This is a genomic window from Nonomuraea sp. NPDC050328, from assembly GCF_044459405.1.
Taxonomy (GTDB): Bacteria; Actinomycetota; Actinomycetes; order Streptosporangiales; family Streptosporangiaceae; genus Nonomuraea.
Window position 1 is genome coordinate 600,541 of record NZ_JBITIW010000001.1, and the last position, 14,307, is coordinate 614,847.

Genomic DNA, 14,307 nt, shown 5'->3' on the forward strand with positions numbered 1-14,307 from the left:
CTAGAGAGACGGCGGCCAGGCCACGGCGGTCAGATCGGGGACCACCAGGTCGGCCTGGCCGAGCTCGCTCGCGGCGTGCGTGGTCGCGACGCCCACGCACCTCATACCCGCCGCTTTGGCCGCGGCAATCCCGGCCGGGGTGTCCTCGAAGACCACGCAGGTCGCCGGATCGGCCTCCAGCAGCCGGGCGGCACGCAGGTAGCCCTCGGGGTCGGGCTTGCCGTGCTCGACGTCCTCGGCGGTGACCAGCACCTGGAACAGGCCGCGGATGTCGAGATAGTCGAGATGCCGTACGGCCCAGGGCCGCTGGGCGGAGGTGACCAGCCCGAGCGGCGCGCCCGCGGCGGCGGCCTCGCGCACCAGCGCGGCCCCGCCCGGCACCGGCGCGATGCCCGGCAGGTCGGGCAGCCGCTCGTAGCTCCACACCTCTTCGGCCAGGTCGGCCAGGTCGCGGTCCGGGAAGAGCACCGGCAGCACGTCGCGGCCCCGGCGGCCCATGAAGATCCGGACGTCGGCGTCGATGCCGTGGTTGTCCAGCAGCCGCCGCCACATGGCCATGTTGCGCGCCTCGGTGTCGACCAGGGTGCCGTCCAGGTCGAACAGCGCGGTGCTCACCCCCACCGGAACAGCTCGTCCCCGACGTGCACCACGCCACGCGCCACGCCGGTGACCGACTCGGCCGTCGCGTCCAGCGCGACGACCGGGCAGACGGGCGAGCGCCCGCCGGCCTCGACGGCCGCGGGGTCCCAGGCCACCACCGGCTGGCCGGCGCTGACGCGATCCCCCTCGGCCGCCAGGAGCTGGAACCCCTCGCCCTTGAGCTGCACGGTGTCGATGCCCAGGTGGACCAGGACACCCTTGCCGTCGTCGCCCACGATCACGTAGGCGTGCGGATGCAACTTCATGATCTTTCCGTCTATGGGAGCGACTGCCTTGCCCGGTCCCCGAATCGGGTCGATCGCCGTTCCCGGACCGACCATGCCCGCCGAGAACACCGGATCCGGCACTGCCGCCAATCCCACAGCCGACCCCTCTACGGGGGCGATAACAGTGGTCATGGCTCAGCCGATGATGTCCTCGATGTCGCTGGCAATGGTGTCGGCCTCGGGCCCCACCACGACCTGCACCACGTTGCCCGCCGCCATGACGCCGTGGGCGCCGGCCGCCTTCAGCGCGGCCTGGTCGACCTTGGACGCGTCGTGCACCTCGGTGCGGAGCCGCGTGATGCAGGGCTCGATCTCGATGATGTTGTCCGCACCACCGAGCCCCGCGATGATCGCGTTGGCATCAGCCGCCATCGGGTCCTCCCTCGTTCCCCTCCGAACAGGCTAAACTACGCCAGGTAATCAATCGGTCTGGGTGACCTTGTTGAGGCCGCGCGGCGCGTCGGGGTCGATGCCGAGCCGGCGGGCGAGCGCCTCGGTGAGGAGCTGGCCGGGCACGATCAGGCCCATCGGCGCCACCCACTCCGGCAGGGCCGGGCCGTTCAGCGCGGCGGTGCCCGCCTTGGCGAGAGCCGTACCGCCACCGATGGTGAAGGCCGCGGCGCCCGCGCCGACGACGCGCTCGGCGAGCGCGACGGTGCCCGACAGGGTGGGGCTGTTCTCGGCGGCGACCAGGAGCGCGGGGGTGTCCTCGTCCACCACGGCGATCGGGCCGTGCAGGAGGTCGGCGTAGGACAGGCCCATCGCGTGCAGGTAGCACGCCTCCTTGAGCTTGAGCGCGGTCTCCAGCGCGGTGGAGAAGGCCAGGCCGCGGCCGGAGACGACCACGCCGGGCTTGTCGGCCAGGCCCTCGACGACGGCGTCCAGGTCGCCCGGCTCGGCGATCAGCTTCTCGACCGCGTCGGGCACGAGCTGCAGGTCGTCGGCGTTGACGTCGGCGCCCAGTCCCAGCGCCAGCACGGCGAGGGCGGCGAGCTGCGTGGTGTAGGTCTTGGTGGCCGGAACGGCCTTCTCGACCCCGGCCTCGGTGCACAGCGCCAGGTCGGCGGCCTGGGCCAGCGGGCTGTCCACGCCGCCGTTGGTGATGCCGACCGTCTTGGCGCCGCAGTCCTTGGCCCAGCTCAGCGTCTCGACGATCTCCTCGGTCTTGCCGGACTGCGAGATCGCGACGGCCAGCACGCCGTCGAGGTCGAGCTTGCGCTTGTAGGTGGTGGCGATCGAGGGGGCGGCGAGCGCGGCCAGGCGACCGGCGTGCGACTCGATCAGGTAGCGGCCGTAAACTGCGGCATTGTCCGAGGTACCGCGGGCGATGAAGAGCAGCTGCTTCGTCTGCGCACCGAGGGCGCTGACCTCGTCAACCCGGGGCAGCAGTGCCTCCAGCGTCGCCCGCAGGGCCGCCGGCTGCTCGGCGATCTCGCTACGCATCCTGGTGGTCATACTGCTCCTATCGCTATATCTTGGTCCACGTGGTCTAGTCCGGACTAGACCAGTACGAACCATAGCTCATTGCCCACATCAGATCGAGGGGAGGATCCGTGGCGCACATCGATCCGGACAGCCCGGTGCCCAAGTACTTCCAGCTACGGGAGATCCTGCTCGACCTCATCGAGAGCAACGAGCTCAGCATCGGAGCGGCGATCCCGTCCGAGCGCGAGCTCTGCCAGCGTTTCGGGCTGTCGCGGATGACGGTACGGCAGGCGGTCGACCACCTGGTGAGCGAGGGCCGGCTGCACCGCGTGCCCGGCAAGGGCACCTTCGTGGCGCGGCCGAAGATCGAGCTGGCCCTGCAGCTCACCTCGTTCACCGACGACATGCGCGCCCGCGGCATGGTGCCCGGCTCGCGCGACCTCGACCGCCGCGTCGTGCGCGCCAGCGCCCACCTGGCCAAGGAGCTGGGCATCCAGCCCGGCGACGAGGTGCACTTCATCGAGCGGCTGCGCACCGCCGACGGGGAACCCCTGTCGATCGAGCGCGCGCACATCCCGGTCTCCCTCGCGCCCGACCTGGCCGACCACGACCTGTCGGACACCTCGCTGTACGAGCTGCTGGAGAAGCGCTACGGGATCGTCATGGACGCCGGGGAACTGACCATCGACGGCGGCATCGCCGACCCGAGCGACGCCGACCTGCTCAAACTCGACCGGGGCGGGGCGGTCCTGCTGCTGCAGCGGCGCTCCTTCTCCGGCGGCGTCTGCGCCGAGCTGGGCGTCTCGACCTACCGGGCCGACCGCTACCAGCTCCGCACCATGCTGGAGATGCCCGCCCGCCGCTGACCCGCGCCCGGCGGTACGGCAGGCGGCCCGCTCTAGGCTTCCTGGAAACACCCCCCGACCCCCCGAGGACTGCCGGTGAACGAGACCGCAGCGATCCCTTCGCCGTTCGCCCGAGTGATGAGCGTGCTGCAACGCATGGGCCGGTCGCTCATGCTGCCCATCGCGGCCCTGCCGGCCGCGGCGCTGCTCATGCGCTTCGGGCAGCCCGACATGCTCGGCTCCAACGGCGCCGAGCCGGGCGGCCTGGCCGACGTGGCCGGCTTCGCGTGGATGAACGACGTCGCCCTGGTGCTGGCCGCCGCGGGGGGCGCGCTGCTGGACAACCTGCCCATGCTCTTCGCGGTGGGCGTGGCGATCGGGTTCGCGCGCAAGGCCGACGGCTCCACGGCGCTGTCGGCGGTGATCGGCTATCTGGTCTTCGACCGGGTGACCCGGACCATGTTCCTCGGCTCCGGCATCCGGGAGCAGGTGCTGGTACGGACCGACGACTTGCGCGAGATCATCAACTACGGCGTGCAGAACCCGACGCGGGTGCTCGGCGGCATCGTCATCGGCCTGGCCACCGCCCTGCTCTGGCAGCGGTTCCACCGGATCAAGCTGCCCGCGTGGCTGGCCTTCTTCGGCGGGCGGCGGTTCGTGCCGATCATCACCTCGATCGTGGCGCTGCTGCTCGGAGTGGCCTTCGGCTGGGTCTGGCCGGTGCTGGCCGAGTGGATCGGCTCGGCCGGCCGGGCGCTGGCCGAGGCGGGGCCGGTCGGGACCGGCCTCTACGGGCTGCTCAACCGGCTGCTGATCCCGCTCGGGCTGCACCACTTCGCCAACTCGATCGTCTGGTACATGGTGCCGGAGTGCCACGTCGGCGCCCGCACGCTCGGCGGCGACTGGAACTGCTACTTCGCCGGGGACCCGCAGGCGGGCGAGTTCATGACCGGGTTCTTCCCGATCATGATGTTCGCGTTGCCGGCGGCGGCGCTGGCGATGTGGCGCTCGGCCCCGCTGCACCGGCGGGCGACGGTGGGCGGCATCATGCTCTCGGCCGGGCTCGCCTCGTTCGTCACCGGGATCACCGAGCCGATCGAGTTCGCCTTCATCTTCGTCGCGCCGGTGCTCTTCGTGGTGCACGCGCTGCTCACCGGGCTCGCGATGGCGATCACCACGCTGATCGACGCGCAGCTCGGGTTCGGGTTCTCGGCGGGGTTGCTGGACCTGCTGCTCAACGCCAGCAAGTCGAACACGCAGAACCTGCCGGGCATCCTGCTGGTCGGGGCGATTTATGGCGTTATTTACTACTTTGTCTTTAGTTTCTTGATCAAGCGCTTCGACATCCAGACCCCGGGACGCGAACCCGAGCCCGACGTCGACTCCGGCGAACCGGCCGCCGCCAGGGAGAAGCCCGGCCACCCCTGAGGGGTGACCGGGCCGAGGTGCTACATCACACGCGCTGCCACAGCGCGGGGACGTTCGGCGGCTCCCAACCGGCCTGCGCGGTGTGCGCCTGCAGGCAGCGGTAGGTCGCTCCGCCGTACGTCACGCTGGCGCCGGCGGCGTAGGCGGTGCCGGCCGCCCAGGTGCCGCCGCCGGGCGGCGGGCTGGTGGGCGGCGGGCTGGTCGGCGGGTTGCCGGTCCGCGCCAGGGTCAGCCCGTAGGTCTGCAGGATCTCGTTCACCGGCTGGTGGTAGGTCGTCCCGCCGGAGCTGCAGTTGCCGGAACCGCCCGAGGTGACGCCCTGGGCCTGGTTGCCGGAGAAGAACGAACCACCCGAGTCGCCGCCCTCGGCGCAGACCGTGGTGCGGGTGACGCCGCTGACAGTGCCCTGCGGGTAGGTGACGCTGGTGCCGTGCTGCTGGATCGTGCCGCAGCGGTACTGCGTGGTCGAACCCGACCGGCAGATCGACGAGCCGACCGCCGCCTGGGTCGAGCCGGTGATGGTGATCAGGCCGGCGCTGTAGGCGTTGACCAGGTTGGTCGGCGTCCACTGGCTGTTGACCTCGACCCAGGCGTAGTCGTTGCCCGGGAAGGAGGAGCCGCGGAAGGTGCCCTGCGCGACGCGGTTGGAACCGGTCGTGCTCGCGCCGGTCGTGCCGCAGTGGCCGGCGGTGACGAAGCCGCCCTGGCTGCCGGCTCGGGTGACGCCGAAGCCCACCGAACAGCGGGTGCTGCCGTTGATGTAGTAGGCGTCGCCGCCGCGCACGTCGTACAGCGGGCGGGGGTTCTCGCCCGTGCGCAGGACCAGCACCTTGCTGGTGTCCAGGCCGCTGGAGTCGACGAAGAGCTGCGCACGGCCGGGGTCGCGGGTGAGGATGACGACCTTGTTGGCGGTCACGTCCACGAACCACGACGCGACGCCGCGCGGCAGCCGCAGCCGGTCGAGCTGCGCCTTGACCGCCTCCAGCTCGCTCAGCGGGTTGGCGACCAGGATCGGCGCGCCGCCGAGCTCGCGGATGGTGTCCAGCTTGGCGGCGTCACTGGTGGCCACCGAGAGGTCCGCCACCGGGCCGCTCACCCACAGGCCACCGAAGGAGGCGCCGAGCGCGTCGGCGAAGACCTTCTCCACCTGGGCGGCGGCGGTCTCGTTGACCAGCCGAACCTGCGCCTGGTCGGCGCTGATCCCCAGGTCGCGGGTGAGCGCCTGGATGAGCTTCGGATCCGGGTCGGCCTGCGCGGCGGCCGACTGCTGGGCTTGCGCGTAGGCATTGGGTGGATCACCGGCGGTCGCCGCGTACGCGACCGCCGGAGCGACTGTGATCGTCAGTGCGAGGGCGATGGACGCCCCCACGGCCTTCCTTCGGAGCATGAACATCTCTCCTCGAATTGGGGGGTGCGCCGCAAACGTAACGGGAACGGCACGCACCGCCGCCATATCAAGACCCCCATAACCCCGCCTTATGGCCGGCGCGTCTGCCCAGCTCAGCACCCCTTTTCGGAGGTACGGCGGAGCCGCCGGGCGGGCATAACACTTGACCAGAATCTGGCGTTATACCTTGACACGCAGGCCCCGCTCCGGGTATTTACCGGGCACTCCCCCGCATGATCACTGGCGAGGGGAATCGGCGATGAGCTCCACGGCCGTCGAAGGCGGCAAGTCGTTCTGGGCGTCGGCCTTCGCCGTGCTGCAACGCATCGGACGCTCCCTGATGTTGCCCATCGCGGTGCTCCCCGCCGCCGGGCTCATGCTCCGCTTCGGCCAGCCCGACATGCTCGGCTCCAACGGCCCGGAGCCGGGCGGCCTCGCCGACGTGCCCGGCTTCGCCTGGTCGGCCGACGTCGCCGAGATCTTCGCCGCCGCCGGCGGCGTGCTCTTCGACAACCTGCCCATCCTCTTCGCGATCGGCGTGGCCATCGGCTTCGCCAAGAAGGCCGACGGCTCCACCGCCCTGGCCGCGCTGGTCGGCTACCTCGTCTTCGACCAGGTCGCCAAGCGGATGTTCTTCAACTCCGACAACGAGGTCATCCACGCCAAGGTCAGCCAGACCCTCGCCGACGGCTCCGAAGTGATCAACCAGGCGGCCTCCGCCCAGCCCACCGGCGTGCTCGGCGGCATCATGATCGGCCTGCTGGCCGCGGTGCTCTGGCAGCGGTACTACCGCATCAAGCTGCCGTCCTGGCTGGCCTTCTTCGGCGGGCGCCGCTTCGTGCCCATCGTCACCGCGCTCGCCTCCCTCCTGCTCGGCGTCATCTTCGGCCTCATCTGGCCGCCTATCGGGCAGGCGCTCACCGACTTCGGCGACTGGCTGGCCACCAACTCCGCCCTCGGCGCCGGCGTGTACGGCGTCGCCAACCGTTTCCTCATCCCGCTCGGGCTGCACCACTTCGTCAACTCGATCGTCTGGACGGTCATCCCCGAGTGCACCGTCAACGGCGTGCACGCCGCGGGCGACCTCAAGTGCTACGCCATCGGGCAGGACGGGGCGGGCATCTTCATGACCGGCTTCTTCCCGGTGCTCATGTTCGGCGTGCCGGCCATCGCCCTGGCCATCTGGCGCGCCGCACCCCCGCACCGCCGGGCGGCGGTCGGCAGCATCATGATCGGCGGGGCGCTCACCGCCTTCGTCACCGGGATCACCGAACCGATCGAATTCGCGTTCATCTTCGTCGCGCCGGTGCTTTTCGTGGTGCATGCGGTGTTGACCGGGCTGGCGATGGCTTTGCTGGCCACCTTGGACACCCGGCTGGGGTTCAGCTTTTCGGCCGGGTTGATCGACATGCTGCTCAATGCCACCAAGTCCAACACTCATGGGCTGGTTCTCATCATTTTGATCGGGGTGGCTTACTTCGTGATTTACTACGCTCTTTTCAGCTTTCTCATCCGCAAGCTGAACATTCTCACCCCCGGCCGGGAACCCGAAGAGGACCCCGCCACCACCCCTTCCACTGCCCCTCCCCCCACCCCTCCCGCCGCCCCTTCCGCCGCACCCCAGAAGCCCGCCGACCCCTGACCCTCCAGTCGGCCCCTTACGGCCAGACACAACCCCCTAACCGGCCTGGACACAACGATTCAGGACGCCCTTAGGGGCCTCGACCTCTGTCCCAATAATCGCCGCTGGTGCCGACTGGCCAAGAATCTTTGCCGCATTCTCTGGCAAACTGGCCCGGTTTTTCAGAAAGTCGGGCCGGGATGTATCTGGAGCCCGGGCCGAATCCTCCTTATAGCAACCGGTCTTTCTCAGCCGGGATCCCCCTTGGAGGACCTCATGCCCATCACGCGCCACCCCCGCCTCCCCCACCTGACCGTCGCCCCCTACCCCGACCCCCCTTACGAGCACACCCCTCCCACGACCTCCCCCGCCGCGAACTCCCCAGCCTTGGACTCCCCAGCCTTGGACTCCCCGGCCGGGGGCTCCCCGGCTCCCTCACCCTCGACCCACCGCCCCACGCCGGTGCCCGACCACCCAACCCCACAGCCCGGCCACCCCTCCTCGCCGCCCGCCCACCCGGCTGAGGCGCCCGAGGGTCCGGCAGAGGTCGCTCCTGCCATCCCCTTGGTGCGCAGACCCCAGGCTCAGGCCCGGTTCCAGGGCACCCTGGCCCTAGCGGTGGACGATCCGGCGACCCTCGTCTGGGGCCCACCGGGCGCACTCCCGGACCAGCGCCGCCTTCGCCACCTGGGCCAAGCGCTGGCCGAAGTCCTGGCCGGCCGCCGCCCACCGGCGAGCCTGGCCGACCGCCTCAGCGACCAGGCCTATCGAGAGCTCCGCAAGGCGGGCCGCATGATCGACACCCGCCGCCCGCCCTTGGTGGGCACCCCCCGGATCCAGGAGCCCAGGGACGGGGCGGTCGAGATGTGCGTGCTGGTCCACTGCGGCGAACGCAGCCACGCCCTGGCCCTCCGCCTGGAACGCCGCGGCGTGCAGTGGGTGTGCACCGACTTCGAAACCCGCTGACCCACCCCGTACGGCCAGCCCCACCCCCACGGGCCGGCCCCTCACCGACCGCCCCGCTCACCGGCCTCCGCGCTCACCGATCCCCTCGCTAACCAGTCCCCCGGCTCAGCGGTCTCCCGGCCCGGAGGCCTCCTCGCTCGGTGGCCTGCCCGCTGGGCGCCGCCTGCCCGCTTGGCCGCCAATCCACTGACCACCCCCCGCCACTCGGCCACCCGCCCCATCGGCCGCCTGGCCGCCTCGGTGGTTGGGTGGGCGGCGGTTGGGCGGTTGGCCGCCTTGCTTGGAGGGCAGCTCAGTGGGAGGGCAGCTCAGTGGGAGGGCAGCTCGGTGGGAGGGCAGCTCGGTGGGAGGGCAGCTCGGTGGGAGGGCAGCTCGGTGGGAGGGCAGCTCGGTGGGAGGGCAGCTCGGTGGGAGGGCGACTCGGTGGGAGGGCGACTCGGTGGGAGGGCGACTCGGTGGGAGGGCGACTCGGTGGGAGGGCGGCTCGGTGGGAGGGCGGCCGGCCATCTGGGCGGGTGCCTCGACTGGTTGAGCGTGCCGGGGAGCCGCGCAATCCCAGTCCCTCGCCCCTAAGCCGTTGCGGCGGGTAAGTGGGGAGGTCGGTGAGCGTCTCCCTGGAAGGTGGCCGGCCACGGTCGGCGGGTGGCGTCTACGTGCGCCTGCCGTACAAAAGAACCCCCAGAAAACCAGCACCGCCCGCGCCCGGGAACCCCGGGCACGGGCGGTGGAAGGTGACGAAAGGGTCAGGCGGTGACGTTCTTGGGGTCACCGTGGCAGCGCTTGTACTTCTTGCCCGACCCACAAGGGCACGGCGCATTGCGCTCGACGTTGCCATAGGCGGCCCGCTCGGCGGCGGAGGTGCGGACGCGGGTGTGCTCGACCTCACCCATCTCACCAGGCGCGCTGTAGTCAAGCTCGCTGGGCCGCTCCGGCCCACGAAGCCCACGGGCGATGATGGAGCGGGTCTCGGCGAGGACGGCGTCTTCCTCCTCCTCGACGATGGGCGACTCCTGAACCTCGACCTCGAGGTTGAACAGGAACCCGACGGTGTCCTCCTTGATGCCCTCGAGCATCGCGTTGAACATCTCGAAGCCCTCGCGCTGGTACTCGATCTGCGGGTCCTTCTGCGCGTAGGCCCGCATGCCGATGCCCTCGCGGAGGTAGTCCATCTCGTAGAGGTGCTCACGCCACTTGCGGTCGAGGACCGAGAGGATGACGCGGCGCTCGAGCTCGCGCACGGCTTCGGCGCCGAGCTCCTCCTCGCGGGCGTCGTAGGCGCGGTACGCCTCCTCGGTGATCTTCTCCTTGAGGAACTCGGCGGTGAGGTCCTCGCGGCTGCCGGCCTGCTCGATCACCTGGTTGACGGTGAGCTGGATCGGGAAGAGCTCGGCGAAGGCCTTCCACAGCTTGTCGAGGTCCCACTCCTCGGCGAAGCCCTCGGAGGTGGCGCCGGCGACGTAGCCGTCGATCACGTTGGCGATGAACCCGCGGACCTGCTCGTGCAGGTCGGCGCCTTCCAGGACGCGGCGGCGCTCGGCGTAGATGACCTTGCGCTGGCGGTTCATGACCTCGTCGTACTTCAGAACTTCCTTGCGGATCTCGAAGTTCTGCTGCTCGACCTGGTGCTGGGCGCTGGCGACGGCCTTGGTGACGATGCCCGACTCGATGGGCTGGTCGTCGGGGATGTTCATGCGGATCATGATCGCCTCGACGCGGGGCGAGTTGAACAGGCGCATGAGGTCGTCGCCGAGCGAGAGGTAGAACCGCGACTCGCCCGGGTCGCCCTGCCGGCCGGAACGGCCGCGGAGCTGGTTGTCGATGCGGCGGGACTCGTGCCGCTCGGTGCCGAGGACGTACAGGCCGCCGAGGGCGACGACCTCCTCGTGCTCGGACTTGACCGCGGCCTCAGCCTTGGTCAGCGCCTCGTCCCACGCCTTCTCGTACTCCTCCGGAGTCTCGAGCGGGTCGAGGCCGCGCGCCTTGAGCTCGAGGTCGGCGCGGAAGTCGGCGCTGCCGCCGAGCATGATGTCGGTGCCTCGACCGGCCATGTTGGTGGCGACGGTGATGGCGCCCTTACGCCCGGCCTCGGCGATGATCGCCGCCTCACGGGCGTGGTTCTTGGCGTTGAGGACCTCGTGCGGGATGCCGCGGCGCTTGAGCATGCGCGACAGCCGCTCGGACTTCTCGACGCTCGTGGTGCCGACCAGGCACGGCTGGCCGTGCTGGTAGCGCTCGACCAGGTCCTCGACGACCGCCTGGAACTTGGCGTCCTCGGTGCGGTAGATGAGGTCGGCCTGGTCCTTGCGGATCATCGGCTTGTTGGTCGGGATGGGGACCACGCCGATCTTGTACGTCTGGTGGAACTCGTTCGCCTCGGTGACGGCGGTGCCGGTCATGCCGGCCAGCTTCTCGTAGAGGCGGAAGTAGTTCTGGAGGGTGACCGTGGCGAGAGTCTGGTTCTCGTCCTTGATCTCCACGCCTTCCTTGGCCTCGATGGCCTGGTGCATGCCCTCGTTGTAGCGCCGGCCGTGCAGCACGCGGCCGGTGAACTCGTCGACGATGAGGACCTCGCCGTTGGTGACGATGTAGTCCTTGTCCTTCTTGAACAGCTCCTTGGCCTTCAGGGCGTTGTTCAGGAAGCCGACGAGGTGGGTGTTCTCGGGCTTGTAGAGGTTGTCGATGCCCAGCCAGTCCTCGACCTTGGCGACACCGGCCTCGAGGATGCCGACGGTGCGCTTCTTCTCGTCGACGACGTAGTCGCCCGTGCTCTCCTCGCCCGGGTTCTTCGCCTCGACGCCCTTGCGGAGGCGGGGAACCAGCTTGGCGAACTCGGCGTACCACTTGCCGGACTGCTCGCCGGGGCCGGAGATGATCAGCGGGGTGCGGGCCTCGTCGATGAGGATCGAGTCGACCTCGTCGACGATCGCGAAGACGTGGCCGCGCTGCACGCACTCGTCCAGCGACCAGGCCATGTTGTCGCGCAGGTAGTCGAACCCGAACTCGTTGTTCGTGCCGTACGTGACGTCCGCCGCGTACTGCTTGCGCCGCTCGTCGGGAGTCTGACCCGAAAGGATCATGCCGACCTCGAGACCGAGGAAGCGGTAGATCCGGCCCATCTTCTCGGCGCCCACCTGGACCAGGTAGTCGTTGACCGTGATGACGTGGACGCCACGGCCGGTCAGCGCGTTGAGGTAGGCGGGCAGAACACAGGTCAGGGTCTTGCCCTCACCGGTCTTCATCTCGGAGATGTTGCCCATGTGCAGGTTGGCGCCGCCCATGATCTGCACGTCATAGGGGCGCTGGTGCAGGACGCGCCGCGCCGCCTCACGGACGGTGGCGAAAGCCTCGGGAAGCAGGTCGTCGAGGGATTCGCCGTCGGCGTGCCGCTGCTTGAACTCATCGGTCATCGCCCTGAGCTCAGCGTCGGTCATCGCCGTGAAGTCGTCCTCGATGGAGTTGACCTGATCGGCGATGCGCTTGAGCTTACGCAGAATCTTGCCCTCGCCAGCGCGAAGGATCCTGTCCAGAATGGCTGCCACTTGTGTAAAGCTCCTCGCAGGTCTACCCCGGCGGCGCCGCCAGGAGGAGAGGCCGAGTCATACTTCCCCGTTGCCATCGTAGGCGGTTCGGGCACCTGACACAGCCATCGCCGATCCCTTCTGGGAGAATGCCTCCAGACAGAGTCATAACCTCGAAGGAGAGAAGGCCATGGCGGGCGGAGAGAACCTGGGCAACCACGGTGGACGAGCTTCATCGTGGCTCGCGGTCACCGTCATGCTGGCCGGGTTCATCGTGGGCGGGGTCGGAATGATCCAAGCCAATTGGATGATCGTCTGGATCGGCGTCGGAATCATCGTGGTGGGCGGCATTCTGGCCCTCGTGTTCGACATCTTCTCTGATGTCGTGATCGACGCGCCGCGCGCGGGAATGACGGCCGAAGACCACAAGTGACCGATCACCACTGAGTGATCACCCTCGACCCGGGCGGCCCACCTGGCCGCCCCGGCCCTGCGGCCTTTCCGGCTCTCGCCGGGCCGCCGCAGGATCCGGCACGGCCTTGAGCCTTGCCGGTGAGCACGTACAACGGCGGGCGCCGGACACCCGCAGGCGGGTGGCCGCCTGCGAGCGTCCGCCGCCCGCCGTCGCCACACCCCTCCCTCGTACGGCCGGCACCACCCTCTGAGTCCGGCCCCCTGGAAGACCTCCTCTCCAATGGGTGAAGAAGGGGCCGAAGCCGGTTCTGTCGGTCGCCGCCGCTAGCATTCGCCGACATGACGGAGTTGACCGCCGACGAGGCACGCCGCCTGGTCCTGCGCGCGCAGGGGTTCATCGGGGCCGAGGCACGCAAGGGCGGCCCCCACGCCATGCTGCGCCGCCTGGGAGCGGTGCAGCTCGACACCGTCTCGGTGCTCGCCCGCTCCCACGAGCTGGTCGCCTACGCCCGCCTGGGCGCGCTCGGCCGGCCCGCCGTGGAGCGCGCCTACTGGGACCAGCCGGCCCGCAGCTTCGAGTACTGGTGTCACGCCGCCTGCATCCTGCCCATCGAGAACTGGCCGCTGTTCGCCTTCCGCCGCCGCGCCTACCGCGAGCGCGGGCTCCGCTGGCACGAGGTCCCCAAGGACGTCGACAAGCTCCTCGACCAGGTCCGCGCCTCCGGCCCGATCACCACGGCCGACGTCGGCGGCGCCAAGAACGGCGGCCCCTGGTGGGACTGGTCCGACTCCAAGATCGGCCTGGAGTGGCTGCTCGACATCGGCGAGCTGGTCTGCACCCGCCGCGTCGGCTGGCGTCGCGTCTACGACCTGGCCGAACGCGCCGTCCCCGCCGACCTCCTGGCCGAGGACCTCACCGACCAGGAGTGCATCACCCGCCTGGTCGCCATCGCCGGCCGCTCCCTGGGCGTCGCCACGCGGGCCGACCTCGTCGACTTCCTCCGCGTCCGCAACCAGCACGCCGCCATGCTCGACGAGGCCCTCAACAGCGGCGCCGCCGGCCTCGTCCCGGTCACCGTCACCGGCTGGCCCCCCACCGGCCGCGCCTCGGCCTCCACCGGCGCCGCGGCAGCCGCCACCGCCTGGGCCGATCCCGCCCTGCTCGCCACCGAGACCCGTGGCCGCCATCGGGCCACCCTGGTCTCCCCCTTCGACTCGCTCATCTGGCACCGCGGCCGCACTTCACGGGTCTTCGGCTTCGACTACACGCTGGAGCTCTACGTCCCGAAGGCCAAGCGGGTCCACGGGTACTTCACCATGCCCGTCCTCGCCGGCGGCCGTCTCATCGGCCGGGTCGACCCGGCCCGTGAGGGCACCACCTTCGTCGCCCGCCAGGTCAGCCTCGAACCCGGCATCCCCACCGCCAAGGCCGTCGAGGGCCTCCGCGCCGCCTTGTGGGAGGCGGCCTCCTGGGTGGGCTGCGACTCGGTCCGCATCGAACGCCTCGACCAGCCCCACCTCCTCCCCCACCTCACCCGCACCCCTTAGCTCCACCCGGAAACCGGTGTACGGCCCGCCGCGAGGGCCGGGGTGAAGTACGGCAAGCCCCGGCGGCTCAGGCCGACGGTCAGTGCCGGAATGGTGGAGGACGGCGAGCCCCGCACGGGATGGTCGGCCGGTCACCAGGAGAACCTGCCGCTCCCTGTCCCGACGGCGGTCTACGGCGAGCTCCGCCGGAGGAAGGCCGGCCGGTCAAGGCTCGGGCTCGCCGTGGGAT

Annotated in this window: 12 protein-coding genes; 6 read left to right on the top strand and 6 right to left on the bottom strand. The window is 70.1% G+C overall.

Going from position 1 to position 14,307, the window contains the following annotated elements; translation table 11 throughout:
* From ACIBG7_RS02700 to ACIBG7_RS02715, 4 genes are read right to left on the bottom strand one after another with little or no spacing between them, the layout of a single operon-like run.
* Positions 1-621 (bottom strand): HAD-IA family hydrolase, encoded by a 621-nt coding sequence (locus ACIBG7_RS02700; protein ID WP_357916858.1) that lies wholly within the window; start codon positions 619-621, stop codon positions 1-3.
* A complete protein-coding gene (locus tag ACIBG7_RS02705; protein ID WP_357916856.1) occupies positions 612-1,058 on the bottom strand; it encodes a PTS glucose transporter subunit IIA in 447 nt (148 codons plus the stop codon). The genes ACIBG7_RS02700 and ACIBG7_RS02705 overlap by 10 nt, the downstream gene beginning before the upstream one ends.
* A gap of 3 nt (positions 1,059-1,061) precedes the next feature.
* Positions 1,062-1,298 (bottom strand): glucose PTS transporter subunit EIIB, encoded by a 237-nt coding sequence (locus ACIBG7_RS02710; RefSeq protein ID WP_192790232.1) that lies wholly within the window; start codon positions 1,296-1,298, stop codon positions 1,062-1,064.
* Between the two features lie 48 nt (positions 1,299-1,346).
* The gene (locus ACIBG7_RS02715) at positions 1,347-2,369 is read right to left on the bottom strand and encodes an SIS domain-containing protein (protein WP_357916853.1); all 1,023 of its coding nucleotides are present in this window, start codon (positions 2,367-2,369) and stop codon (positions 1,347-1,349) included.
* A 110-nt stretch (positions 2,370-2,479) separates the two neighbouring features.
* Between ACIBG7_RS02715 and ACIBG7_RS02720 the strand changes: the two genes are divergently transcribed.
* Positions 2,480-3,217, top strand: coding sequence for a GntR family transcriptional regulator (locus ACIBG7_RS02720; protein ID WP_357916850.1), 738 nt, complete (start codon positions 2,480-2,482; stop codon positions 3,215-3,217).
* Positions 3,218-3,292: 75 nt separating this feature from the next.
* Positions 3,293-4,624, top strand: a complete 1,332-nt coding sequence (locus tag ACIBG7_RS02725; protein WP_357916847.1) for a PTS transporter subunit EIIC — start codon at positions 3,293-3,295, stop codon at positions 4,622-4,624.
* 25 nt (positions 4,625-4,649) lie between these two features.
* On the opposite strand, the gene ACIBG7_RS02730 is transcribed toward ACIBG7_RS02725, so the two are convergent.
* Entirely contained in the window at positions 4,650-6,011 is a 1,362-nt protein-coding gene (locus tag ACIBG7_RS02730; RefSeq protein WP_357916844.1) for a carbohydrate-binding protein, read from the bottom strand.
* A gap of 259 nt (positions 6,012-6,270) precedes the next feature.
* Here ACIBG7_RS02730 and ACIBG7_RS02735 point away from each other — a divergent pair, with 259 nt between their 5' ends.
* On the top strand, positions 6,271-7,653 hold the full coding sequence (locus ACIBG7_RS02735) for a PTS transporter subunit EIIC (RefSeq protein ID WP_397334955.1): 1,383 nt from the start codon (positions 6,271-6,273) through the stop codon (positions 7,651-7,653).
* 546 nt (positions 7,654-8,199) lie between these two features.
* Positions 8,200-8,598, top strand: coding sequence for an Rv3235 family protein (locus tag ACIBG7_RS02740; protein ID WP_397334956.1), 399 nt, complete (start codon positions 8,200-8,202; stop codon positions 8,596-8,598).
* Positions 8,599-9,341: 743 nt separating this feature from the next.
* On the opposite strand, the gene secA is transcribed toward ACIBG7_RS02740, so the two are convergent.
* Positions 9,342-12,137: a preprotein translocase subunit SecA gene (gene secA / locus ACIBG7_RS02745; protein ID WP_357916835.1), complete on the bottom strand. Its 2,796-nt coding sequence runs from the start codon at positions 12,135-12,137 to the stop codon at positions 9,342-9,344.
* 169 nt (positions 12,138-12,306) lie between these two features.
* Between secA and ACIBG7_RS02750 the strand changes: the two genes are divergently transcribed.
* Positions 12,307-12,549: an HGxxPAAW family protein gene (locus ACIBG7_RS02750; protein WP_357916833.1), complete on the top strand. Its 243-nt coding sequence runs from the start codon at positions 12,307-12,309 to the stop codon at positions 12,547-12,549.
* A 320-nt stretch (positions 12,550-12,869) separates the two neighbouring features.
* Positions 12,870-14,078 (top strand): winged helix-turn-helix domain-containing protein, encoded by a 1,209-nt coding sequence (locus tag ACIBG7_RS02755; protein WP_397334957.1) that lies wholly within the window; start codon positions 12,870-12,872, stop codon positions 14,076-14,078.
* The last annotated feature ends 229 nt before the right edge of the window (positions 14,079-14,307 follow it).